The following is a 15,727-nucleotide window of genomic DNA, read 5'->3' as shown; positions in this document are numbered from 1 at the left end:
AACGTCGATTGTCTCAGGTCGCGGGGGGCCGCTCGCTACACTGCGCGCCCCATGAAGCGCATCGTCATCCTGATCTCCGGCCGCGGCTCGAACATGGAGGCGATCGTCCAGCGCTGTGCCGCCGAAGGCTGGCCGGCGCTCGTCGCGGCCGTCGTCTCGAACCGGCCCGACGCCTCGGGGCTGGCCTTCGCCGCCGCGCACGGCGTGCCGACGGTCGTCGTCGACCACCGCGGCTTCGCCGGCGACCGCGAGGCCTTTGACGCCGCGCTGGCCGTCGAGATCGACCGCCACGAGCCCGACCTCGTCGTGCTCGCCGGCTTCATGCGCATCCTCGGCGACGCCTTCGTGCGCCGCTACGCCGGGCGCATGCTGAACGTGCACCCGTCGCTGCTGCCGGCCTTCCCGGGGCTGCACACCCATCGCCGCGCGATCGAGGCCGGTTGCAAGGCCGCCGGCGCCACCGTGCACTTCGTGACGCCCGAGCTCGACCACGGGCCGATCGTCATGCAGGCCGTCGTGCCGGTGCTGCCGGGCGACGACGAGGCGGCGCTCGCCGACCGGGTGCTCGCCGCCGAACACGTCATCTACCCGCAGGCCGTGCGCTGGTTCGTCGAAGGCGCGCTGGTCGTCGACGGCGGCGTCGTGCGCCAGCGCGACGGCCAGGCCCAACTGCTCGTCTGAACGGCCCGCGGCGGCCGCCGTCGCGCCCCGATCCGGGGCGCGGGCCGCGCTCACGGGATAATCGCGCCCCTATGCATCCGAACGCCCTGCTCGACCTCGCCACCGAACTGCTGCGCAGCGTGCTGCGCCTGGACCAGCCGGCCGACGCCGTCGTCTCCGCGTTCTTCCGCCAGCACCGCGCGCTCGGTGCGCGCGACCGCCACGCGCTCGCGGAGACCGCCTACAACGTGCTGCGCCAGCGCCTGCTGCTCGCGCACCTGGCGCAAAGCGGCAGCGGCGCGCTCGAGCGCCGGCTGGCGATCCTCGGCTGGCAGGGCGGCGACAACTTCCTGCGTGGCGCGCTCGGCCCGCACGAGCAGCAGTGGCTGGCCCAGGTCAACACCGTCGACCGCACGACGCTGGCCGACAAGCTGCGCCACAACCTGCCCGACTGGCTGGCCGGCGCGCTGCAGACGCAGCTCGGCGAGGAGTTCTGGCCGCTGGTGCAGGCGATGGACGCCGCGGCACCGCTGGACCTGCGCGTCAACGCGCTGAAGACCAAACGCGACGAAGCCGCCAAGGCGCTGGCCGCCGCCGGCATCGCTGCCGAGCCGGCGCCGTATTCGCCCTGGGGCCTGCGTGTCGACGGCAAGCCGGCGTTGAACAAGCTCGAACTCTTCACCAACGGCAGCGTCGAGGTGCAGGACGAGGGCAGCCAACTGCTGGCGCTGCTGACCGGTGCCAAACGCGGCGAGATGGTCGTCGACTTCTGCGCCGGCGCCGGCGGCAAGACGCTGGCGCTGGGCGCGATGATGCGCAACACCGGCCGCCTCTACGCCTTCGACGTCTCGGGCCACCGCCTGGACAACCTGAAGCCGCGGCTGGCGCGCAGCGGCCTGTCCAACGTCTATCCGGCGCAGATCGCGCACGAGCGCGACGAACGCGTCAAGCGCCTGGCCGGCAAGATCGACCGCGTGCTGATCGACGCGCCGTGTTCGGGCCTGGGCACGCTGCGCCGCAACCCCGACCTGAAGTGGCGCCAGTCGCCCAAGGCGGTGCAGGAACTGCAGGCCAAGCAGCAGGCCATCCTGGCCAGCGCCTCGCGCCTGCCCAAGTCCGGCGGCCGCCTGGTCTACGCCACCTGCAGCCTGCTGACGGCGGAGAACGAGGAGATCGTCGCCGCGTTCGACGCCGAACACGGCCGCGACTTCGTGCGCCTGGACGCTGCCGAGCTGCTGCGTGAGCAGGGCGTCGAGCGTGCCGACGAGCTGGTGCAGGACCGCTGCCTGCGCCTGTGGCCGCACCGCCACCGCACCGACGGCTTCTTCGCCGCCGTCTGGCAGCGGCGCTGACGCCGCGGCGCGGCCGCGCTTGCCACGATCAGCGCCTGAAAGCCAGGCGAAATCGCAAATCACCTTGCAAAAACAGGCTCGTACAATGCCTGGTTTGAGATAACGCAAGGCGAAAGACGCGATGACCCAGTTGTTGACCTTCCACGACGTCCTCGTCGATGGGCTCGCCCACGGGCTGCTCGGCGCGTCGTGGTGGCAGATCGTGCTCTTCACGCTGGTCGTGACGCACGTGACGATCGCCGCGGTGACGATCTTTCTGCACCGCTCGCAGGCGCACCGCGCACTCGACCTGCACCCGGTCGTCTCGCACTTCTTCCGCTTCTGGCTCTGGCTGACCACCGGCATGGTGACCAAGGAGTGGGTCGCGATCCACCGCAAGCACCACGCGAAGTGCGAGACCGAGGAAGACCCGCACAGCCCGGTGACCCGCGGCATCAAGACGGTGCTGCTGACCGGCAGCGAGCTCTACCGCGCCGAGGCCAAGGTCGGCGAGACGCTGAAGAAGTACGGCCATGGCACGCCCGACGACTGGATCGAGCGTCATCTCTACAGCCGCTTCAGCTGGCAGGGCGTGGCGCTGATGCTGATCGTCGATCTGCTGCTCTTCGGTGCCGTCGGCGCGACGGTCTGGGCGGTGCAGATGCTGTGGATCCCGATCCATGCCGCCGGCATCATCAACGGCATCGGCCACTTCTGGGGCTACCGCAACTTCGAGGCGGCCGACGCGTCGACCAACATCTCGCCCTGGGGCATCCTGATCGGCGGCGAGGAGCTGCACAACAACCACCACACCTACCCGACCTCGGCCAAGTTCTCGGTCAAGCGCTACGAGTTCGACATCGGCTGGGTCTACATCCGCGGCATGCAGACGCTGGGACTGGCCAAGGTGCGCAAGACGCCGCCGCGGCTGGCGCTGGGCGAGCTCAAGCCGGTGGCCGACGGCCAGACGCTGGACGCGCTGATCGCCAACCGCTACGAGGTGATGGCGGGCTATGCCAAGGAGATGCGCCGCGCCGTGCGCGCCGAGCTGGCGCGGCTGAAGGCGCAAGGTGCCCAGAACAGTGCGCACTGGCGCCATCTGGTGCTCGCCAAGACCTGGCTGCACCGCGACGAGGACAAGATCCCGCACGGCGTGCGGCCGCAGCTGTCGCAGGCGCTGGGCGACAACCCGAGCCTGGCCAAGCTGGTGGCGATGCGCGAGGAGTTGCGCGCGCTGTGGACGCGCACCAACGTCTCCGCCGATCAACTGGTCGCCGACCTGCAGGCCTGGTGCCGCAAGGCCGAGGACAGCGGCATCGCTGCGCTGCAGGAGTTCTCGCTGAAGCTGCGTTCGGCGCGCGCCTGAGGGCAGGGCGCCTGAACGGCAAAGGGGCCTCGCGGCCCCTTTTTCCTTGCCGGCAGCTCCGCCGCGTGGCGGGCGAAGCGTCCAGGCCTCCCGGGGTCAGGTCTTGCGTTTTGCAGGAAGCGCCACCGGCGCCGCAAAAGGCAAGACCTGACCCCGTTCGTGAGCCGTACGCAAAACAAACGGGGCCCGAAGGCCCCGTTGTCTTGGTCCGCGCCGCCGGATGGCGGCCGGCCGATCACTTCAGCTTCACTTCCTTGTACAGGACGTGCTTGCGAGCCTTCGGGTCGAACTTCAGGAATTCGAGCTTTTCGGGCGTCGTCTTCTTGTTCTTGCTCGTGGTGTAGAAGTGGCCGGTGCCCGCGGTGGACTCCAGCTTGATCTTTTCGCGTCCGCCTTTGCTGGCCATGTCGCTCTCCTAACGGTCTGTCAGATTTCGCCGCGGGCACGCAGGTCGGCAACGACCTTCTCGATGCCCACCTTGTCGATCAGGCGCAGCGCCGCGTTGGACACGCGAAGGCGCACCCAGCGGTTCTCGCTTTCCATCCAGAAGCGGCGGTACTGCAGGTTGGGCAGAAAACGACGCTTCGTTTTGTTGTTGGCGTGGGAGACGTTGTTCCCCACCATCGGGCGCTTGCCCGTGACTTGACAGACGCGTGCCATGACGCTTCTCCGAAAGGTTCGAGGGTGATGGCCGCCTGCGAAAGATACCGAGCTCCCAGCGGAGCCGGGCCATCAAAGGCAGCAAAGCCGAAAATTATAGCCCAGATTGCTCCAGATAGCGCTGGGCATCGAGCGCGGCCATGCAACCGGTGCCGGCGCTGGTGATCGCCTGGCGGTAGATGTGGTCCTGCACGTCGCCCGCGGCGAAGACGCCGGGAACGCTGGTCATCGTCGCGAAACCCTCGGATCCGCCCTTGGTCAGCACGTAGCCGTCCTTCATCTCGAGCTGGCCCTTGAAGATCTCGGTGTTGGGCTGGTGGCCGATGGCGATGAAGCAGCCGTTGACCTTCAACTCCTCGGTGCTGCCGTCGTTCACCGACTTCAGGCGCACGCCGGTCACGCCGCTGGCGTCGCCGAGCACCTCGTCGAGCGTGGCCCACAGGTGCAGCACGATCTTGCCGGCCTTCACCTTGTCCATCAGCTTGTCGACCATGATCGGCTCGGCGCGGAACTTGTCGCGGCGGTGGATCAGGTGCACGGTGCTCGCGATGTTCGACAGGTACAGCGCTTCCTCGACGGCGGTGTTGCCGCCGCCGACGACGCAGACCGCCTGGTCGCGGTAGAAGAAACCGTCGCAGGTCGCGCAGCCGCTGACGCCGCGGCCCATGAAGGCCTGTTCGCTGGGCAGGCCCAGGTACTTGGCGCTGGCGCCGGTGGCGACGATCAGCGTGTCGCAGGTGTACCGGCCGGAGTCGCCGGTCAGCACGAAGGGGCGCTGCGAGAAGTCGACGGCGTTGACGTGGTCGAAGACCATCTTCGTGTTGAAGCGCTCGGCGTGCTGCTGGAAGCGCTGCATCAGGTCCGGGCCCATCACGCCGTTGACGTCGGCGGGCCAGTTGTCGACCTCGGTGGTCGTCATCAGCTGGCCGCCCTGGGCGATGCCGGTGACGAGCAGCGGCTCGAGGTTGGCGCGGGCGGCGTAGATCGCGGCGGTGTAGCCGGCGGGGCCGGAGCCGAGGATCAGGACGCGGGCGTGGGTGGTGGTCTGGGTCATGGGAACTCTGAAAAAGGAGCCGGGCGCAACTCGGGCGTCGCGCCGATCCGACGGTCCGAGGATACCGCCCACGAGGCGCCGCGGCAGCCCGATGCGCTCAATGGGCACAATAGGGAATAACTTTCCGCGTCCCGGCCGTCGCGGTCGGGCGGGGAAATACATAAAAGGAGGTCCCCGTCGTGTCGATGCTCTCGAACCTGGATCTGATCCGGCGCGTGCCGCTGTTCTCGATGCTGACGGCCGAACAGGCCCAGGCGATCGCCGACAGCGTCGTCAAGCGCCGGTTCCGCCGTGGCGAACTCGTGGTCGAGCAGGGCCGCAAGAGCAACGCGCTGTTCATCCTCCTCAACGGCCGGGCGCGCGTGCTGACCGCCGACTCGCGCGGCCGCGAAGTCATCCTGGCGGTGCTCGAGTCCGGCGACTACGTCGGCGAGATGAGCCTGATCGACGGCGAGCCGCACTCGGCCACCGTGCGCGCCGAGATCCAGACCGACATGCTGGTGCTGCAGCGCGCCGATTTCGCGCGCTGCCTGCCCGAGGGCTCGACGCTGGCCTACGCGATCCTGCGCGGGCTGGTGCGCCGGCTGCGCAACGCCGATCGCCAGATCGAGTCGCTGGCGCTGCTGGACGTCTACGGCCGCGTCGCGCGCACGCTGCTCGACATGGCCGAGGACGACAAGGGCACGAAGATCATCCGCCACAAGGTCTCGCGCCAGGACATGGCCAAGGTCGTCGGCGCGTCGCGCGAGATGGTCAGCCGCGTCATGAAGGACCTGGAGGACCGCGGCGTCATCGAGACCCAGGAGAACGGCTCGGTGATCATCAAGGAACGGCTGCAGACCGACTGACACGGCGGCCGCCGGGGCGATCGGCCACAATCGCCGCATGACGTTCCCGCTCGGATCCCTGGGTGCCGGCGCCGCGGCGGCGAAGGCACCGCGGCCGGTTCCGGCCCCGGCGCGCTGGCGCCAGCAGGCGCTGCTTTTCGCCGGCGCGGTGGCCTGGCTGCTGCTGGTGCTGGCGCTGGCCACCCACCACCCGGCCGACCCCGCGTTCACCACTTCCGGCACCGGCGAGCCGGTGCACAACGCCGCCGGCCTGGCTGGCGCCTGGGTCGCCGATCTCGCCTATTTCCTCTTCGGCTTCTCGGCCTGGTGGCTGGTGCCGGTGGGCCTGCGCGCCTGGCTGTCGCTGCTGGCGCAGACCCTGCGCAGCGGTGACGACGTCCCGGCCGAAGCCGGTCACCCGCGGCTGCGCTTCTGGGCGGGCCTGGCGCTGCTGATGATGGCGGCCACCGCGCTCGAATGGACGCGGCTGTACCGCCTGGAGCCGCTGCTGCCCGGGCATTCCGGCGGCGTGCTCGGCTACACGCTCGGGCCGTTGTCGATGCGCTGGCTGGGTTTCGCCGGTTCGGGCGTGCTGTGGATCGTCGTGCTGGTCGCCGGGCTGGCGCTGGCGCTGCGCTTTTCCTGGCTGAAGCTGGCCGACGCGATCGGCGAGCGTTTCGACGGCCTGCGCGAGCGCCGCGCCGAGGTGCGTGAGCAGGAAGAAGACCGTCGCATTGGCGAGCAGGCCACGCGCGAGCGCGAGCACGTCGTCGAGGTCGAGCGTCAGGTCGTCGAGGAGCACGTGCCGATCGTCATCGAGCCGCCCGTCGTCGAGGTTCCCAAGTCCGAGCGTGTCGCCAAGGAGCGCCAGAAGCCGCTGTTCGTCGAGCTGACCGACACCAAACTGCCGCAGGTCGACCTGCTCGACGCCGCGCCGGGTCGCCAGGAGAGCGTGACGCCCGAGTCGCTGGAGATGACCAGCCGGCTGATCGAGAAGAAGCTGAAGGACTTCGGCGTCGAGGTGCGTGTCGTCGCCGCGTCGCCCGGCCCGGTGATCACGCGCTACGAGATCGAGCCGGCCACCGGCGTCAAGGGCGCGCAGATCGTCAACCTCGCCAAGGACCTGGCGCGTTCGCTGTCGCTGATCTCGATCCGCGTCGTCGAGGTCATCCCGGGCAAGAACTACATGGCGCTGGAGCTGCCCAACGCGCGCCGGCAGACGATCCGCCTGGCCGAGATCCTCGGCTCGCAGGTCTACCACGAGGCCGCGTCGCTGCTGACGATGGGCCTGGGCAAGGACATCGTCGGCAACCCGGTCGTCGCCGACCTGGCGAAGATGCCGCACTGCCTGGTCGCCGGCACCACCGGCTCGGGCAAGTCGGTGGGCATCAACGCGATGATCCTCAGCCTGCTCTACAAGGCCGAGGCGCGCGACGTGCGGCTCATCCTGATCGACCCGAAGATGCTCGAGATGAGCGTCTACGAGGGCATCCCGCACCTGCTGGCGCCGGTCGTCACCGACATGAAGCAGGCGGCCAACGCGCTGAACTGGTGCGTCGGCGAGATGGAGCGGCGCTACAAGCTGATGAGCAAGCTCGGCGTGCGCAACCTCGCCGGCTACAACAAGAAGATCGCCGACGCCCAGGCCAAGGGCGAGAAGATCGGCAACCCCTTCAGCCTGACGCCCGAGGAGCCCGAGCCGCTGGAGCGGCTGCCGCACGTCGTCGTCGTCATCGACGAACTGGCCGACCTGATGATGGTCGTCGGCAAGAAGATCGAGGAGCTGATCGCGCGCCTGGCGCAGAAGGCGCGTGCCGCCGGCATCCACCTGATCCTGGCGACGCAGCGGCCCAGCGTCGACGTCATCACCGGCCTCATCAAGGCCAACATCCCGACCCGGTTGTCGTTCCAGGTGTCGAGCAAGATCGACAGCCGCACCATCCTCGACCAGATGGGTGCCGAGGCGCTGCTGGGGCAGGGCGACATGCTCTACCTGCCGCCGGGCAGCGGCATGCCGGTGCGCGTGCACGGCGCCTTCGTCAGCGACGACGAGGTGCACCGCGTCGTCGAGTACCTGAAGACCCAGGGCGAGGCCAACTACGTCGAGGGCATCCTCGAAGGCGGCACGCTCGAAGGCGACGCCGACGCGATGCCCGAAGGCGGGCCCAGCGGCGGCGGCGAGGACGACTCGATGTACGACCAGGCGGTGCAGGTCGTGCTGCAGCACCGCCGCGCCTCGATCTCGCTCGTGCAGCGCCATCTGCGCATCGGCTACAACCGCGCCGCGCGGCTGCTCGAGCAGATGGAGAAGTCCGGCCTCGTGTCGGCCATGGGCCACAACGGCAACCGCGACCTGCTGGTGCCCAAACGCGAAGAATGAAAAAGCTCCTGATCGCCGCGGCGCTGGCCGCCACCACCGTCGCCGCGCAGGCCGACGCCGTGCAGACGCTGCGCGCCTTCGTGCGCGACGTGAAGACCGGCCGCGCCGAGTTCACGCAGACCGTCACCTCGCCGGACGGCGCACGCAAGAAGACGTCTTCCGGGCGCTTCGAGTTCGCGCGCCCCGACCGCTTCCGCTTCGGCTACGAGAAGCCTTTCCAGCAGACCATCGTCGCCGACGGCCAGAAAGTCTGGATCCACGACCCCGACCTGAACCAGGTCAGTTCGCGCCGCCTGTCGCAGGCACTGGGTGCGACGCCGGCGGCGCTGCTGGCCGGCGGTTCGCTGGAGTCCGATTTCGTGCTGTCCAACGGCGGCAGCCAGGGCGGGCTCGAATGGGCGCAGGCGACGCCGCGCACGCCCGACGGGCCGTTCAAGTCGATGAAGGTGGGTTTCCGCGGCGCCGAGTTGGCGGCCGTCGAGATCGTCGACAGCTTCGGCCAGCGCTCGCGGCTGGACTTCAAGGGTTTCGAGGCCGGCGTCGCGCTGCCGGCCGAGCGGTTCCGCTTCACGGTGCCGGCCGGCGCCGACCTGCTCGAGCAGTGACGCCGGGGCGCCGGCTCAGCCGCCGGCGTGATCCATCAGCCCCATGTCCGGGCTGCGCATCAGGGCCTCGATGTCCAGCAGGATCAGCATGCGCTCGTCGTCGCCGGTCTTCAGCGTGCCCAGGCCGGTGATGTAGCTGGCGTCGACCGCGGCGCTGAACTCCGGGGCCGGCTTGATCTGGCCGGCGGCGAGTTCGAGCACGTCGCTGACCGAGTCGACCACCATGCCCACCGTGCGCCCGGCGACGTTGAGGATGATGACGACGGTGAAGCCGTTGTACTCGGCATCGGCGAGGCCGAAGCGCAGCCGCATGTCGACCACCGGCACGATGACGCCGCGCAGGTTGACGACGCCCTTGAGGAACACCGGCGCATTGGCGATGCGTGTCGGCGGCTCGTAGCCGCGGATCTCCTGCACCTTCAGGATGTCGATGCCGTACTCCTCGGCGCCGAGCTTGAACGACAGGTACTCGCGCGCGGCCTGGGCGGCGGCTGCGTCGTGGGTGTCGGCTCCGGTCGCGGCCGGGTGGTCGAGGGTGGTGCTCATGCGGGCTCCTTTTCCGGAGGTCTTGTGCTGTCGCGGTCCGGCAGGCGGCCGCGGCGCAGATTCTGTGCAGCGCGCGCGGTGCCGGAAGCGGCGATAAGCGGCGCCGGCCGGGCGCATTTCGGGCTCGGCGACAATCGGTCATGGACGCCCAGGACTCCCTGTTCGCCGACGAACCGCCGCCGCGCCCGGCCGCGGCGCCGGCCGTCGAACCCGGCGCGCCGCTGGCCGAGCGGCTGCGGCCGCACACGCTGGCCGAGGTCATCGGCCAGCAGCACCTGCTCGGCCCCGGCCGGCCGCTGCGAGTGGCCTTCGAGAGCGGCCGCATCCCGTCGATGATCCTCTGGGGCCCGCCGGGCGTCGGCAAGACGACGCTGGCGCGGCTGGTCGCCGGCTCGGTCGATGCCCAGTTCCTGGTGCTGTCGGCGGTGCTGGCCGGCGTCAAGGACATCCGCGACGCGGTCGAACTCGCCAAGGACGCGCGCCGCCGCGGCCAGGCCACCGTCGTCTTCGTCGACGAGGTGCACCGCTTCAACAAGGCGCAGCAGGACGCCTTCCTGCCGCACGTCGAGTCGGGCCTGCTCACCTTCATCGGCGCGACGACCGAGAACCCGTCCTTCGAGGTCAACTCGGCGCTGCTGTCGCGGGCCACGGTGCACGTGCTGAAGTCGCTGGCCGACGAGGACCTGGGCGTGCTGCTCGACCGCGCCCGCGCGCTGCTCGGCGCGCCGCCGCTGACCGACAGCGCGCGCACGCGTCTTGTCGCCCACGCCGACGGCGACGCGCGCCGGCTGCTCAACGCCTACGACAACCTCGTCGCCATCGCCGGCGACGTGCCCGAGCTCGACGAGGCCGTGCTCGAGCGTGCGCTGGGCGAGCTGCTGCGCCGCTACGACAAGGGCGGCGACCAGTTCTTCGACACGATCTCGGCGCTGCACAAGTCGGTGCGCGGCTCCGACCCCGATGCGGCGATGTACTGGCTGGCGCGCCTGCTCGACGGCGGTGCCGACCCGCGCTACGCCGCCCGGCGCATCGTGCGCATGGCTGCCGAGGACATCGGCCTGGCCGACCCGCGCGCGCTGCGCCTGGCGCTGGACGCCGCCGAGGTCTACGAGCGCCTGGGCTCGCCCGAAGGCGAGCTGGCGCTGGCCGAGGCCGTGGTCTATCTGGCGATCGCCCCCAAGTCCAACGCCGTCTACAAAGCCTGGAACGAGGTGCGTGCGCTGGTGCGCAGCGACGTCAGCCGGCCGGTGCCCGACCACCTGCGCAACGCGCCGACCCAGCTGATGAAGTCGCTGGGCCACGGCGCGGGCTACCGCTACGCCCACGACGAGCCGGGAGGCTACGCCGCCGGCGAACGCTACCTGCCCGAGGGCCTGGTCGGCCGGCGCTTCTATGCCCCGGCGGCACGTGGCCTGGAGGCCCGGATCGCCGAGCGCCTAGCAGAACTTCGCGCGCTAGACGATGCGGCGACTACTTCCGGGTGAGCGTTTGTTTTCAGGCGAGAATCGCGCCCTTGCGCGACGTCCGGCCGGCGTCGAAGACCCGACGAGCCTCGCTTTACATACAAACTGAGACGATCCGGCCGGCTTCTTGCTAGCACTGCCCTGGCGCGCGGAACGCCCGCGCGGATCACCCCCGGAGACTTCTTTTCGATGGAAACATTCCTCCAGCAGATCATCAACGGTCTGGTGCTCGGCAGCATGTATGCGCTGGTCGCACTGGGCTACACGATGGTCTACGGCATCATCAACCTGATCAACTTCGCGCACGGCGAAGTGTTGATGGTGGGCGCGCTGACGAGCTGGACCGTCGTCACCCTGATGGCCGACTCGGGCCTGCCGGGCTGGGCGATGATGCTGATCTCGCTGCCCGTGGCGATCGTCATCTGTTCGACGCTGAACTTCACGATCGAGAAACTGGCCTACAAGCCCTTGCGCAACGCGCCCCGGCTGGCCCCGCTGATCACCGCGATGGGCATGAGTCTGCTGCTGCAGACCATCGCGATGATCATCTGGAAGCCGAACCCCAAGCCCTATCCGCTGCTGCTGCCGACCGATCCGATCGACCTCGGCGGCCCGGTCATCACCGTCACGCAGTGCCTGATCCTGGGCATCACCGTCGTCGTGCTGTCGGCGCTGATGTATCTGGTCAACCGCACCAAGCTCGGCCGCGCGATGCGCGCCACCGCCGAGAACCCGCGTGTAGCCACGCTGATGGGCGTGCGTCCGGACATGGTGATCTCCGCGACCTTCATCATCGGCGCGACGCTGGCCGCCGTCGCCGGCGTGATGTGGGCCGCCAACTACGGCACCGTGCAGCACTCGATGGGCTTCCTGCCCGGGCTGAAGGCCTTCACGGCGGCGGTGCTCGGCGGCATCGGCAACCTCGCCGGTGCGGTGGTCGGCGGCCTGCTGCTGGGCCTCGTCGAGGCCATCGGCGCCGGCTACCTCGGTGACCTCACCGGCGGCGTGCTCGGCAGCCACTACGCCGACATCTTCGCCTTCGTCGCGCTGATCCTCGTGCTGACGCTGCGTCCCGCCGGGCTGCTCGGCGAACGCGTCGCCGACCGCGCCTGAGTTCCGGGTCGACTCCCATGAAGAACAAGCTCTTCCTATTCATCATCGCCGCGCTGGCGCTGCTGGCCCTGCCGCTGTTCGCGCAGCAGTTCGGCCAGGGCTGGGTGCGCATCCTGGCGCTGGCCCTGCTGTACGTGCTGCTGGCGCTGGGCCTGAACATCGTCGTCGGCTACGCCGGCCTGCTCGACCTGGGCTACGTCGCGTTCTACGCCGTCGGGGCCTACATGTACGCGCTGCTCGCGTCTCCGCACCTGATGGAGAACTTCGAGTGGATCGCCAACGCCTTCCCCAACGGCTTGCACACGCCGATCTGGCTGGTCATCCCATTGGCAGCGGGATTGGCGGCGCTGGCCGGCGTGCTGCTGGGCACGCCGGTGCTCAAGCTGCGCGGTGACTACCTGGCGATCGTCACGCTGGGCTTCGGCGAAATCATCCGGGTGTTCATGAACAACCTGGAGTACCCGGTGAACATCACCAACGGGCCGCGCGGGCTCGACCGCATCGACCCGATGAACATCTTCGGGTTCGAGTTCGGCAAGGCGGTGACGATCGGCGACTTCACGATGCCGGCGGTCACGCTGTACTACTACCTGTTCCTGGCGCTGGTGATCTTCAGCGTGCTGATCAGCTACCGTCTCGAGCGCTCGCGCATCGGCCGCGCCTGGATGGCGATCCGCGAGGACGAGATCGCCGCCAAGGCGATGGGCATCAACACGCGCAACATGAAGCTGCTGGCCTTCGGCATGGGCGCCACCTTCGGCGGCGTGTCGGGCTCGATGTTCGCGTCGTTCCAGGGCTTCGTGTCGCCGGAGTCGTTCTCGCTGCAGGAGAGCGTGATGATCGTGGCGATGATCGTGCTCGGCGGCCTGGGCCACATCCCCGGCGTCATCCTGGGCGCGGTGCTGCTGGCCGCGCTGCCTGAGGTGCTGCGCTATGTCGCCGGCCCGCTGCAGGAGATGACCGGCGGCCGGCTGGACGCCGCCATCCTGCGCCAGCTGCTGATCGCGCTGGCGATGATCTCCATCATGTTGCTGCGTCCGCGCGGCCTGTGGCCCTCGCCTGAACACGGCAAGGCCGCACCGCGGCCGGTCACCAAGCTGATGCGCTGAGAAGGGACGCGAAGCGACATGTCGGAAACGATTCTCAAGGTTCAAGGCGTCTCCAAGCGCTTCGGCGGGCTGCAGGCCCTGTCGGACGTCGGCATCGAGATCCGCAAGGGCCAGGTCTACGGCCTCATCGGCCCCAACGGCGCCGGCAAGACGACGTTCTTCAACGTCATCACCGGCCTGTACATCCCCGACGCCGGCACGTTCGAGCTCGGCGGCGAGCCCTACAAGCCCAGCGCGGTGCATCTGGTGGCCAAGGCCGGCATCGCCCGCACCTTCCAGAACATCCGCCTCTTCGCCGAGATGACGGCGCTGGAGAACGTGATGGTCGGGCGCCACGTGCGCACGAAGTCGGGCCTCGGCGGCGCGGTGTTCCGCACCGCCCGCTTCAAGCGCGAGGAGGCGGAGATCGCCGCGCGCGCCAAGGAGTTGCTGGACTACGTCGGCATCGGCAAGTACGCCGAGTACAAGGCGCGCACGCTGTCCTACGGCGACCAGCGCCGGCTGGAGATCGCGCGCGCGCTGGCCACCGACCCCAAGCTGATCGCGCTGGACGAGCCCGCCGCGGGCATGAACGCGACCGAGAAGGTCGTGCTGCGCGAACTGATCGACCGCATCCGCCGCGACGGCCGCACGATCCTGCTCATCGAGCACGACGTGAAGCTGGTCATGGGGCTGTGCGACCGCGTCACCGTGCTCGACTACGGCAAGCAGATCGCCGAGGGCACCCCGGCGGACGTGCAGAAGAACGAGAAGGTCATCGAGGCCTACCTGGGCGCGGGCGGACACTGAGCATGAGCACCACGACGATGTTGAAGGTCACCGGTCTGAAGGTGGCCTACGGCGGCATCCAGGCCGTCAAGGGCGTGAACTTCGAGGTCCACCAGGGTGAGCTGGTGAGCCTGATCGGCGCCAACGGTGCCGGCAAGACGACGACGCTGAAGGCGGTGACCGGCACCCAGCCGGTGGCCGAAGGCACGATCGAGTACCTGGGCCGCAGCATCCGCGGCCAGGGCGCCTGGGACCTGGTCAAGCAGGGCCTGGTGATGGTCCCCGAAGGGCGCGGCACCTTCACGCGCATGACGATCGTCGAGAACCTGCAGATGGGCGCGTTCATCCGCAACGACAACGAGATCGACGCCGACATCGAGATGGTGTTCGCGTTGTTCCCGCGTCTGAAGGAGCGCCGCAACCAGCTCGCCGGCACGATGTCCGGCGGCGAGCAGCAGATGCTCGCGATGGGCCGTGCGCTGATGGCGCGCCCCAAGGTGCTGCTGCTCGACGAGCCCTCGATGGGCCTGTCGCCGATCATGGTCGACAAGATCTTCGAGGTCGTGAACGACATCCACCAGCGCGGCACGACGGTGCTGCTGGTCGAGCAGAACGCCAGCCGCGCGCTGGGGCTGGCCAACCGCGGCTACGTGATGGACTCGGGCGAGATCACGATGACCGGCGACGCCAAGGTGCTGCTCAACGACCCGAAGGTGCGCGCCGCTTACCTGGGCGAGTGACCGCGCCTGCGTCGATAGGGGGGCGGCACGCTCGGAATGCTTGCAACAACCCCTTACCCGACTAGCATCGGCAGCGTGAATCCGAGGGGAGGACGCCGCGTGGTCGTGTGCCGCGGGCGCTCCTGATGTCAGTCAGGTTTATCGAGGAGGAATGCATGTCTGAAGCCAAGCGCGTGTCGGCTGTGCCGAGGTCGCTGCTGCTGTCCGCCGTCGCCGTGGCGGCAACGGCGCTGCTGAGCGGGTGTCTGGCCACGGCGCCGACGCTGGGTACCAACAAGGGCACCGTGTCCGGCGCCGCCGGCGGCGAGACCGCCGAGGGCGACAACAGCGCGCTCGAGAAGTGCTCCGAGTCGCTCGGCACGCTGGCCCTGCAGGAAGACACCGCGGCGCCCTGGTTCCTGCAGCTGAGCCAGTACAACCTGGGCTCCACCGTGCCGGTGCTGCGCCTGATGATCCAGCAGAGCAACTGCTTCGTCATCGTCGAGCGTGGCGGCGCGATGCGCAACATGGAAATGGAGCGCAACCTGGCGCGCAGCGGCGAGTCGCGCCAGGGCAGCAACTTCGGTGGCGGCCAGGTGGTCGCGGCCGACTACACGATGAGCCCGTCGATCCAGTTCTCCGGCAACACCGGCCGCGCCGGCCTGGCGTCGTTCCTGCCGGGCATGGCCGGCGCGATCGCCGGTGCGGTGCAGACCAACGAGGCGTCGACGACGCTGCTGCTCATCGACAACCGCTCCGGCGTGCAGGTCTCGGCCGCCGAGGGCACGGCGCGCAACTTCGACATCGGCATCCTGGGTGGTGTCGGCCTGCTCGGCGGCCTGGGCGGCGGTGCCTACTCCAAGACTCCGCAGGGCAAGGTCATCGTCGCGGCTTTCGCCGACTCCTACAACCAGATGGTCAAGGCCCTGCGCAACTACAAGGCCCAGACCGTCAAGGGCGGCCTGGGCACCGGCGGCCGCCTGTCCGTGGACGGCGCCACCAAGCCGGCGGCCCCCGCCAAGGCCGCGACGCCGGCCAAGTCGTCGACGCCGGCCAAGACGGCGCCCGCCAAGAAGACGACCGGCACCACGTCCTCCGGCAGCAAGTGATCGTGCGGGGTCACGGG

Annotated in this window: 16 protein-coding genes; 12 read left to right on the top strand and 4 right to left on the bottom strand. The window is 69.2% G+C overall.

Features of this window, described 5'->3' with window-relative positions; all coding sequences use genetic code 11:
• Positions 1–51 precede the first annotated feature (51 nt).
• From purN to LOC65_RS15510, 3 genes are all read left to right on the top strand, one after another.
• Positions 52–681 (top strand): phosphoribosylglycinamide formyltransferase, encoded by a 630-nt coding sequence (purN, locus tag LOC65_RS15520; protein WP_230248168.1) that lies wholly within the window; start codon positions 52–54, stop codon positions 679–681.
• Between the two features lie 71 nt (positions 682–752).
• Positions 753–2,012, top strand: a complete 1,260-nt coding sequence (locus LOC65_RS15515; RefSeq protein ID WP_230248167.1) for an RsmB/NOP family class I SAM-dependent RNA methyltransferase — start codon at positions 753–755, stop codon at positions 2,010–2,012.
• A 121-nt stretch (positions 2,013–2,133) separates the two neighbouring features.
• On the top strand, positions 2,134–3,357 hold the full coding sequence (locus LOC65_RS15510) for an acyl-CoA desaturase (protein ID WP_029718615.1): 1,224 nt from the start codon (positions 2,134–2,136) through the stop codon (positions 3,355–3,357).
• Between the two features lie 235 nt (positions 3,358–3,592).
• On the opposite strand, the gene rpmG is transcribed toward LOC65_RS15510, so the two are convergent.
• The 3 genes from rpmG to trxB all read right to left on the bottom strand — a co-directional run bounded on the left by rpmG (position 3,593) and on the right by trxB (position 5,071).
• Positions 3,593–3,763, bottom strand: a complete 171-nt coding sequence (gene rpmG, locus LOC65_RS15505) for a 50S ribosomal protein L33 (protein WP_009857054.1) — start codon at positions 3,761–3,763, stop codon at positions 3,593–3,595.
• Between the two features lie 20 nt (positions 3,764–3,783).
• Complete coding sequence (gene rpmB, locus LOC65_RS15500; RefSeq protein ID WP_009857055.1) at positions 3,784–4,017, bottom strand: 50S ribosomal protein L28; 234 nt, start codon at positions 4,015–4,017, stop codon at positions 3,784–3,786.
• Between the two features lie 94 nt (positions 4,018–4,111).
• Positions 4,112–5,071: a thioredoxin-disulfide reductase gene (gene trxB, locus LOC65_RS15495; RefSeq protein WP_164962059.1), complete on the bottom strand. Its 960-nt coding sequence runs from the start codon at positions 5,069–5,071 to the stop codon at positions 4,112–4,114.
• Positions 5,072–5,250: 179 nt separating this feature from the next.
• On the opposite strand from trxB, the gene LOC65_RS15490 reads away from it, so the two are divergent.
• From LOC65_RS15490 to lolA, 3 genes are read left to right on the top strand one after another with little or no spacing between them, the layout of a single operon-like run.
• Positions 5,251–5,919 carry a Crp/Fnr family transcriptional regulator gene (locus LOC65_RS15490; RefSeq protein WP_009857057.1) on the top strand — a complete coding sequence of 223 codons (669 nt, stop codon included), beginning with the start codon at positions 5,251–5,253 and terminating at the stop codon, positions 5,917–5,919.
• 37 nt (positions 5,920–5,956) lie between these two features.
• Positions 5,957–8,278, top strand: coding sequence for a DNA translocase FtsK (locus tag LOC65_RS15485; protein WP_230248166.1), 2,322 nt, complete (start codon positions 5,957–5,959; stop codon positions 8,276–8,278).
• Positions 8,275–8,883, top strand: a complete 609-nt coding sequence (gene lolA / locus LOC65_RS15480; protein ID WP_230248165.1) for an outer membrane lipoprotein chaperone LolA — start codon at positions 8,275–8,277, stop codon at positions 8,881–8,883. Before LOC65_RS15485 ends, lolA begins: the two co-directional genes overlap by 4 nt.
• Before the next feature lie 15 nt (positions 8,884–8,898).
• Here the strand turns inward: lolA and LOC65_RS15475 are convergent, their stop codons facing one another.
• Positions 8,899–9,429, bottom strand: a complete 531-nt coding sequence (locus LOC65_RS15475; protein ID WP_009857060.1) for a chemotaxis protein CheW — start codon at positions 9,427–9,429, stop codon at positions 8,899–8,901.
• Between the two features lie 140 nt (positions 9,430–9,569).
• Here LOC65_RS15475 and LOC65_RS15470 point away from each other — a divergent pair, with 140 nt between their 5' ends.
• The 6 genes from LOC65_RS15470 to LOC65_RS15445 all read left to right on the top strand — a co-directional run bounded on the left by LOC65_RS15470 (position 9,570) and on the right by LOC65_RS15445 (position 15,710).
• Positions 9,570–10,913, top strand: coding sequence for a replication-associated recombination protein A (locus LOC65_RS15470; RefSeq protein WP_230248164.1), 1,344 nt, complete (start codon positions 9,570–9,572; stop codon positions 10,911–10,913).
• 168 nt (positions 10,914–11,081) lie between these two features.
• Positions 11,082–12,005, top strand: coding sequence for a branched-chain amino acid ABC transporter permease (locus LOC65_RS15465; protein ID WP_009857062.1), 924 nt, complete (start codon positions 11,082–11,084; stop codon positions 12,003–12,005).
• Positions 12,006–12,022: 17 nt separating this feature from the next.
• On the top strand, positions 12,023–13,114 hold the full coding sequence (locus LOC65_RS15460) for a branched-chain amino acid ABC transporter permease (protein ID WP_009857063.1): 1,092 nt from the start codon (positions 12,023–12,025) through the stop codon (positions 13,112–13,114).
• An 18-nt stretch (positions 13,115–13,132) separates the two neighbouring features.
• Positions 13,133–13,903, top strand: a complete 771-nt coding sequence (locus LOC65_RS15455) for an ABC transporter ATP-binding protein (RefSeq protein WP_009857064.1) — start codon at positions 13,133–13,135, stop codon at positions 13,901–13,903.
• A gap of 2 nt (positions 13,904–13,905) precedes the next feature.
• The gene (locus LOC65_RS15450; protein ID WP_230248163.1) at positions 13,906–14,622 is read left to right on the top strand and encodes an ABC transporter ATP-binding protein; all 717 of its coding nucleotides are present in this window, start codon (positions 13,906–13,908) and stop codon (positions 14,620–14,622) included.
• Between the two features lie 155 nt (positions 14,623–14,777).
• Complete coding sequence (locus LOC65_RS15445; RefSeq protein WP_009857066.1) at positions 14,778–15,710, top strand: CsgG/HfaB family protein; 933 nt, start codon at positions 14,778–14,780, stop codon at positions 15,708–15,710.
• Positions 15,711–15,727 lie beyond the last annotated feature (17 nt).

Origin of the sequence: Rubrivivax sp. JA1055, assembly GCF_020966565.1 — a bacterium.
GTDB classification, from domain to species: domain Bacteria; phylum Pseudomonadota; class Gammaproteobacteria; order Burkholderiales; family Burkholderiaceae_C; genus Rubrivivax; species Rubrivivax benzoatilyticus.
Note: the sequence above shows the minus strand (reverse complement) of the source record. Positions and strands in the feature narration are given on the sequence as shown.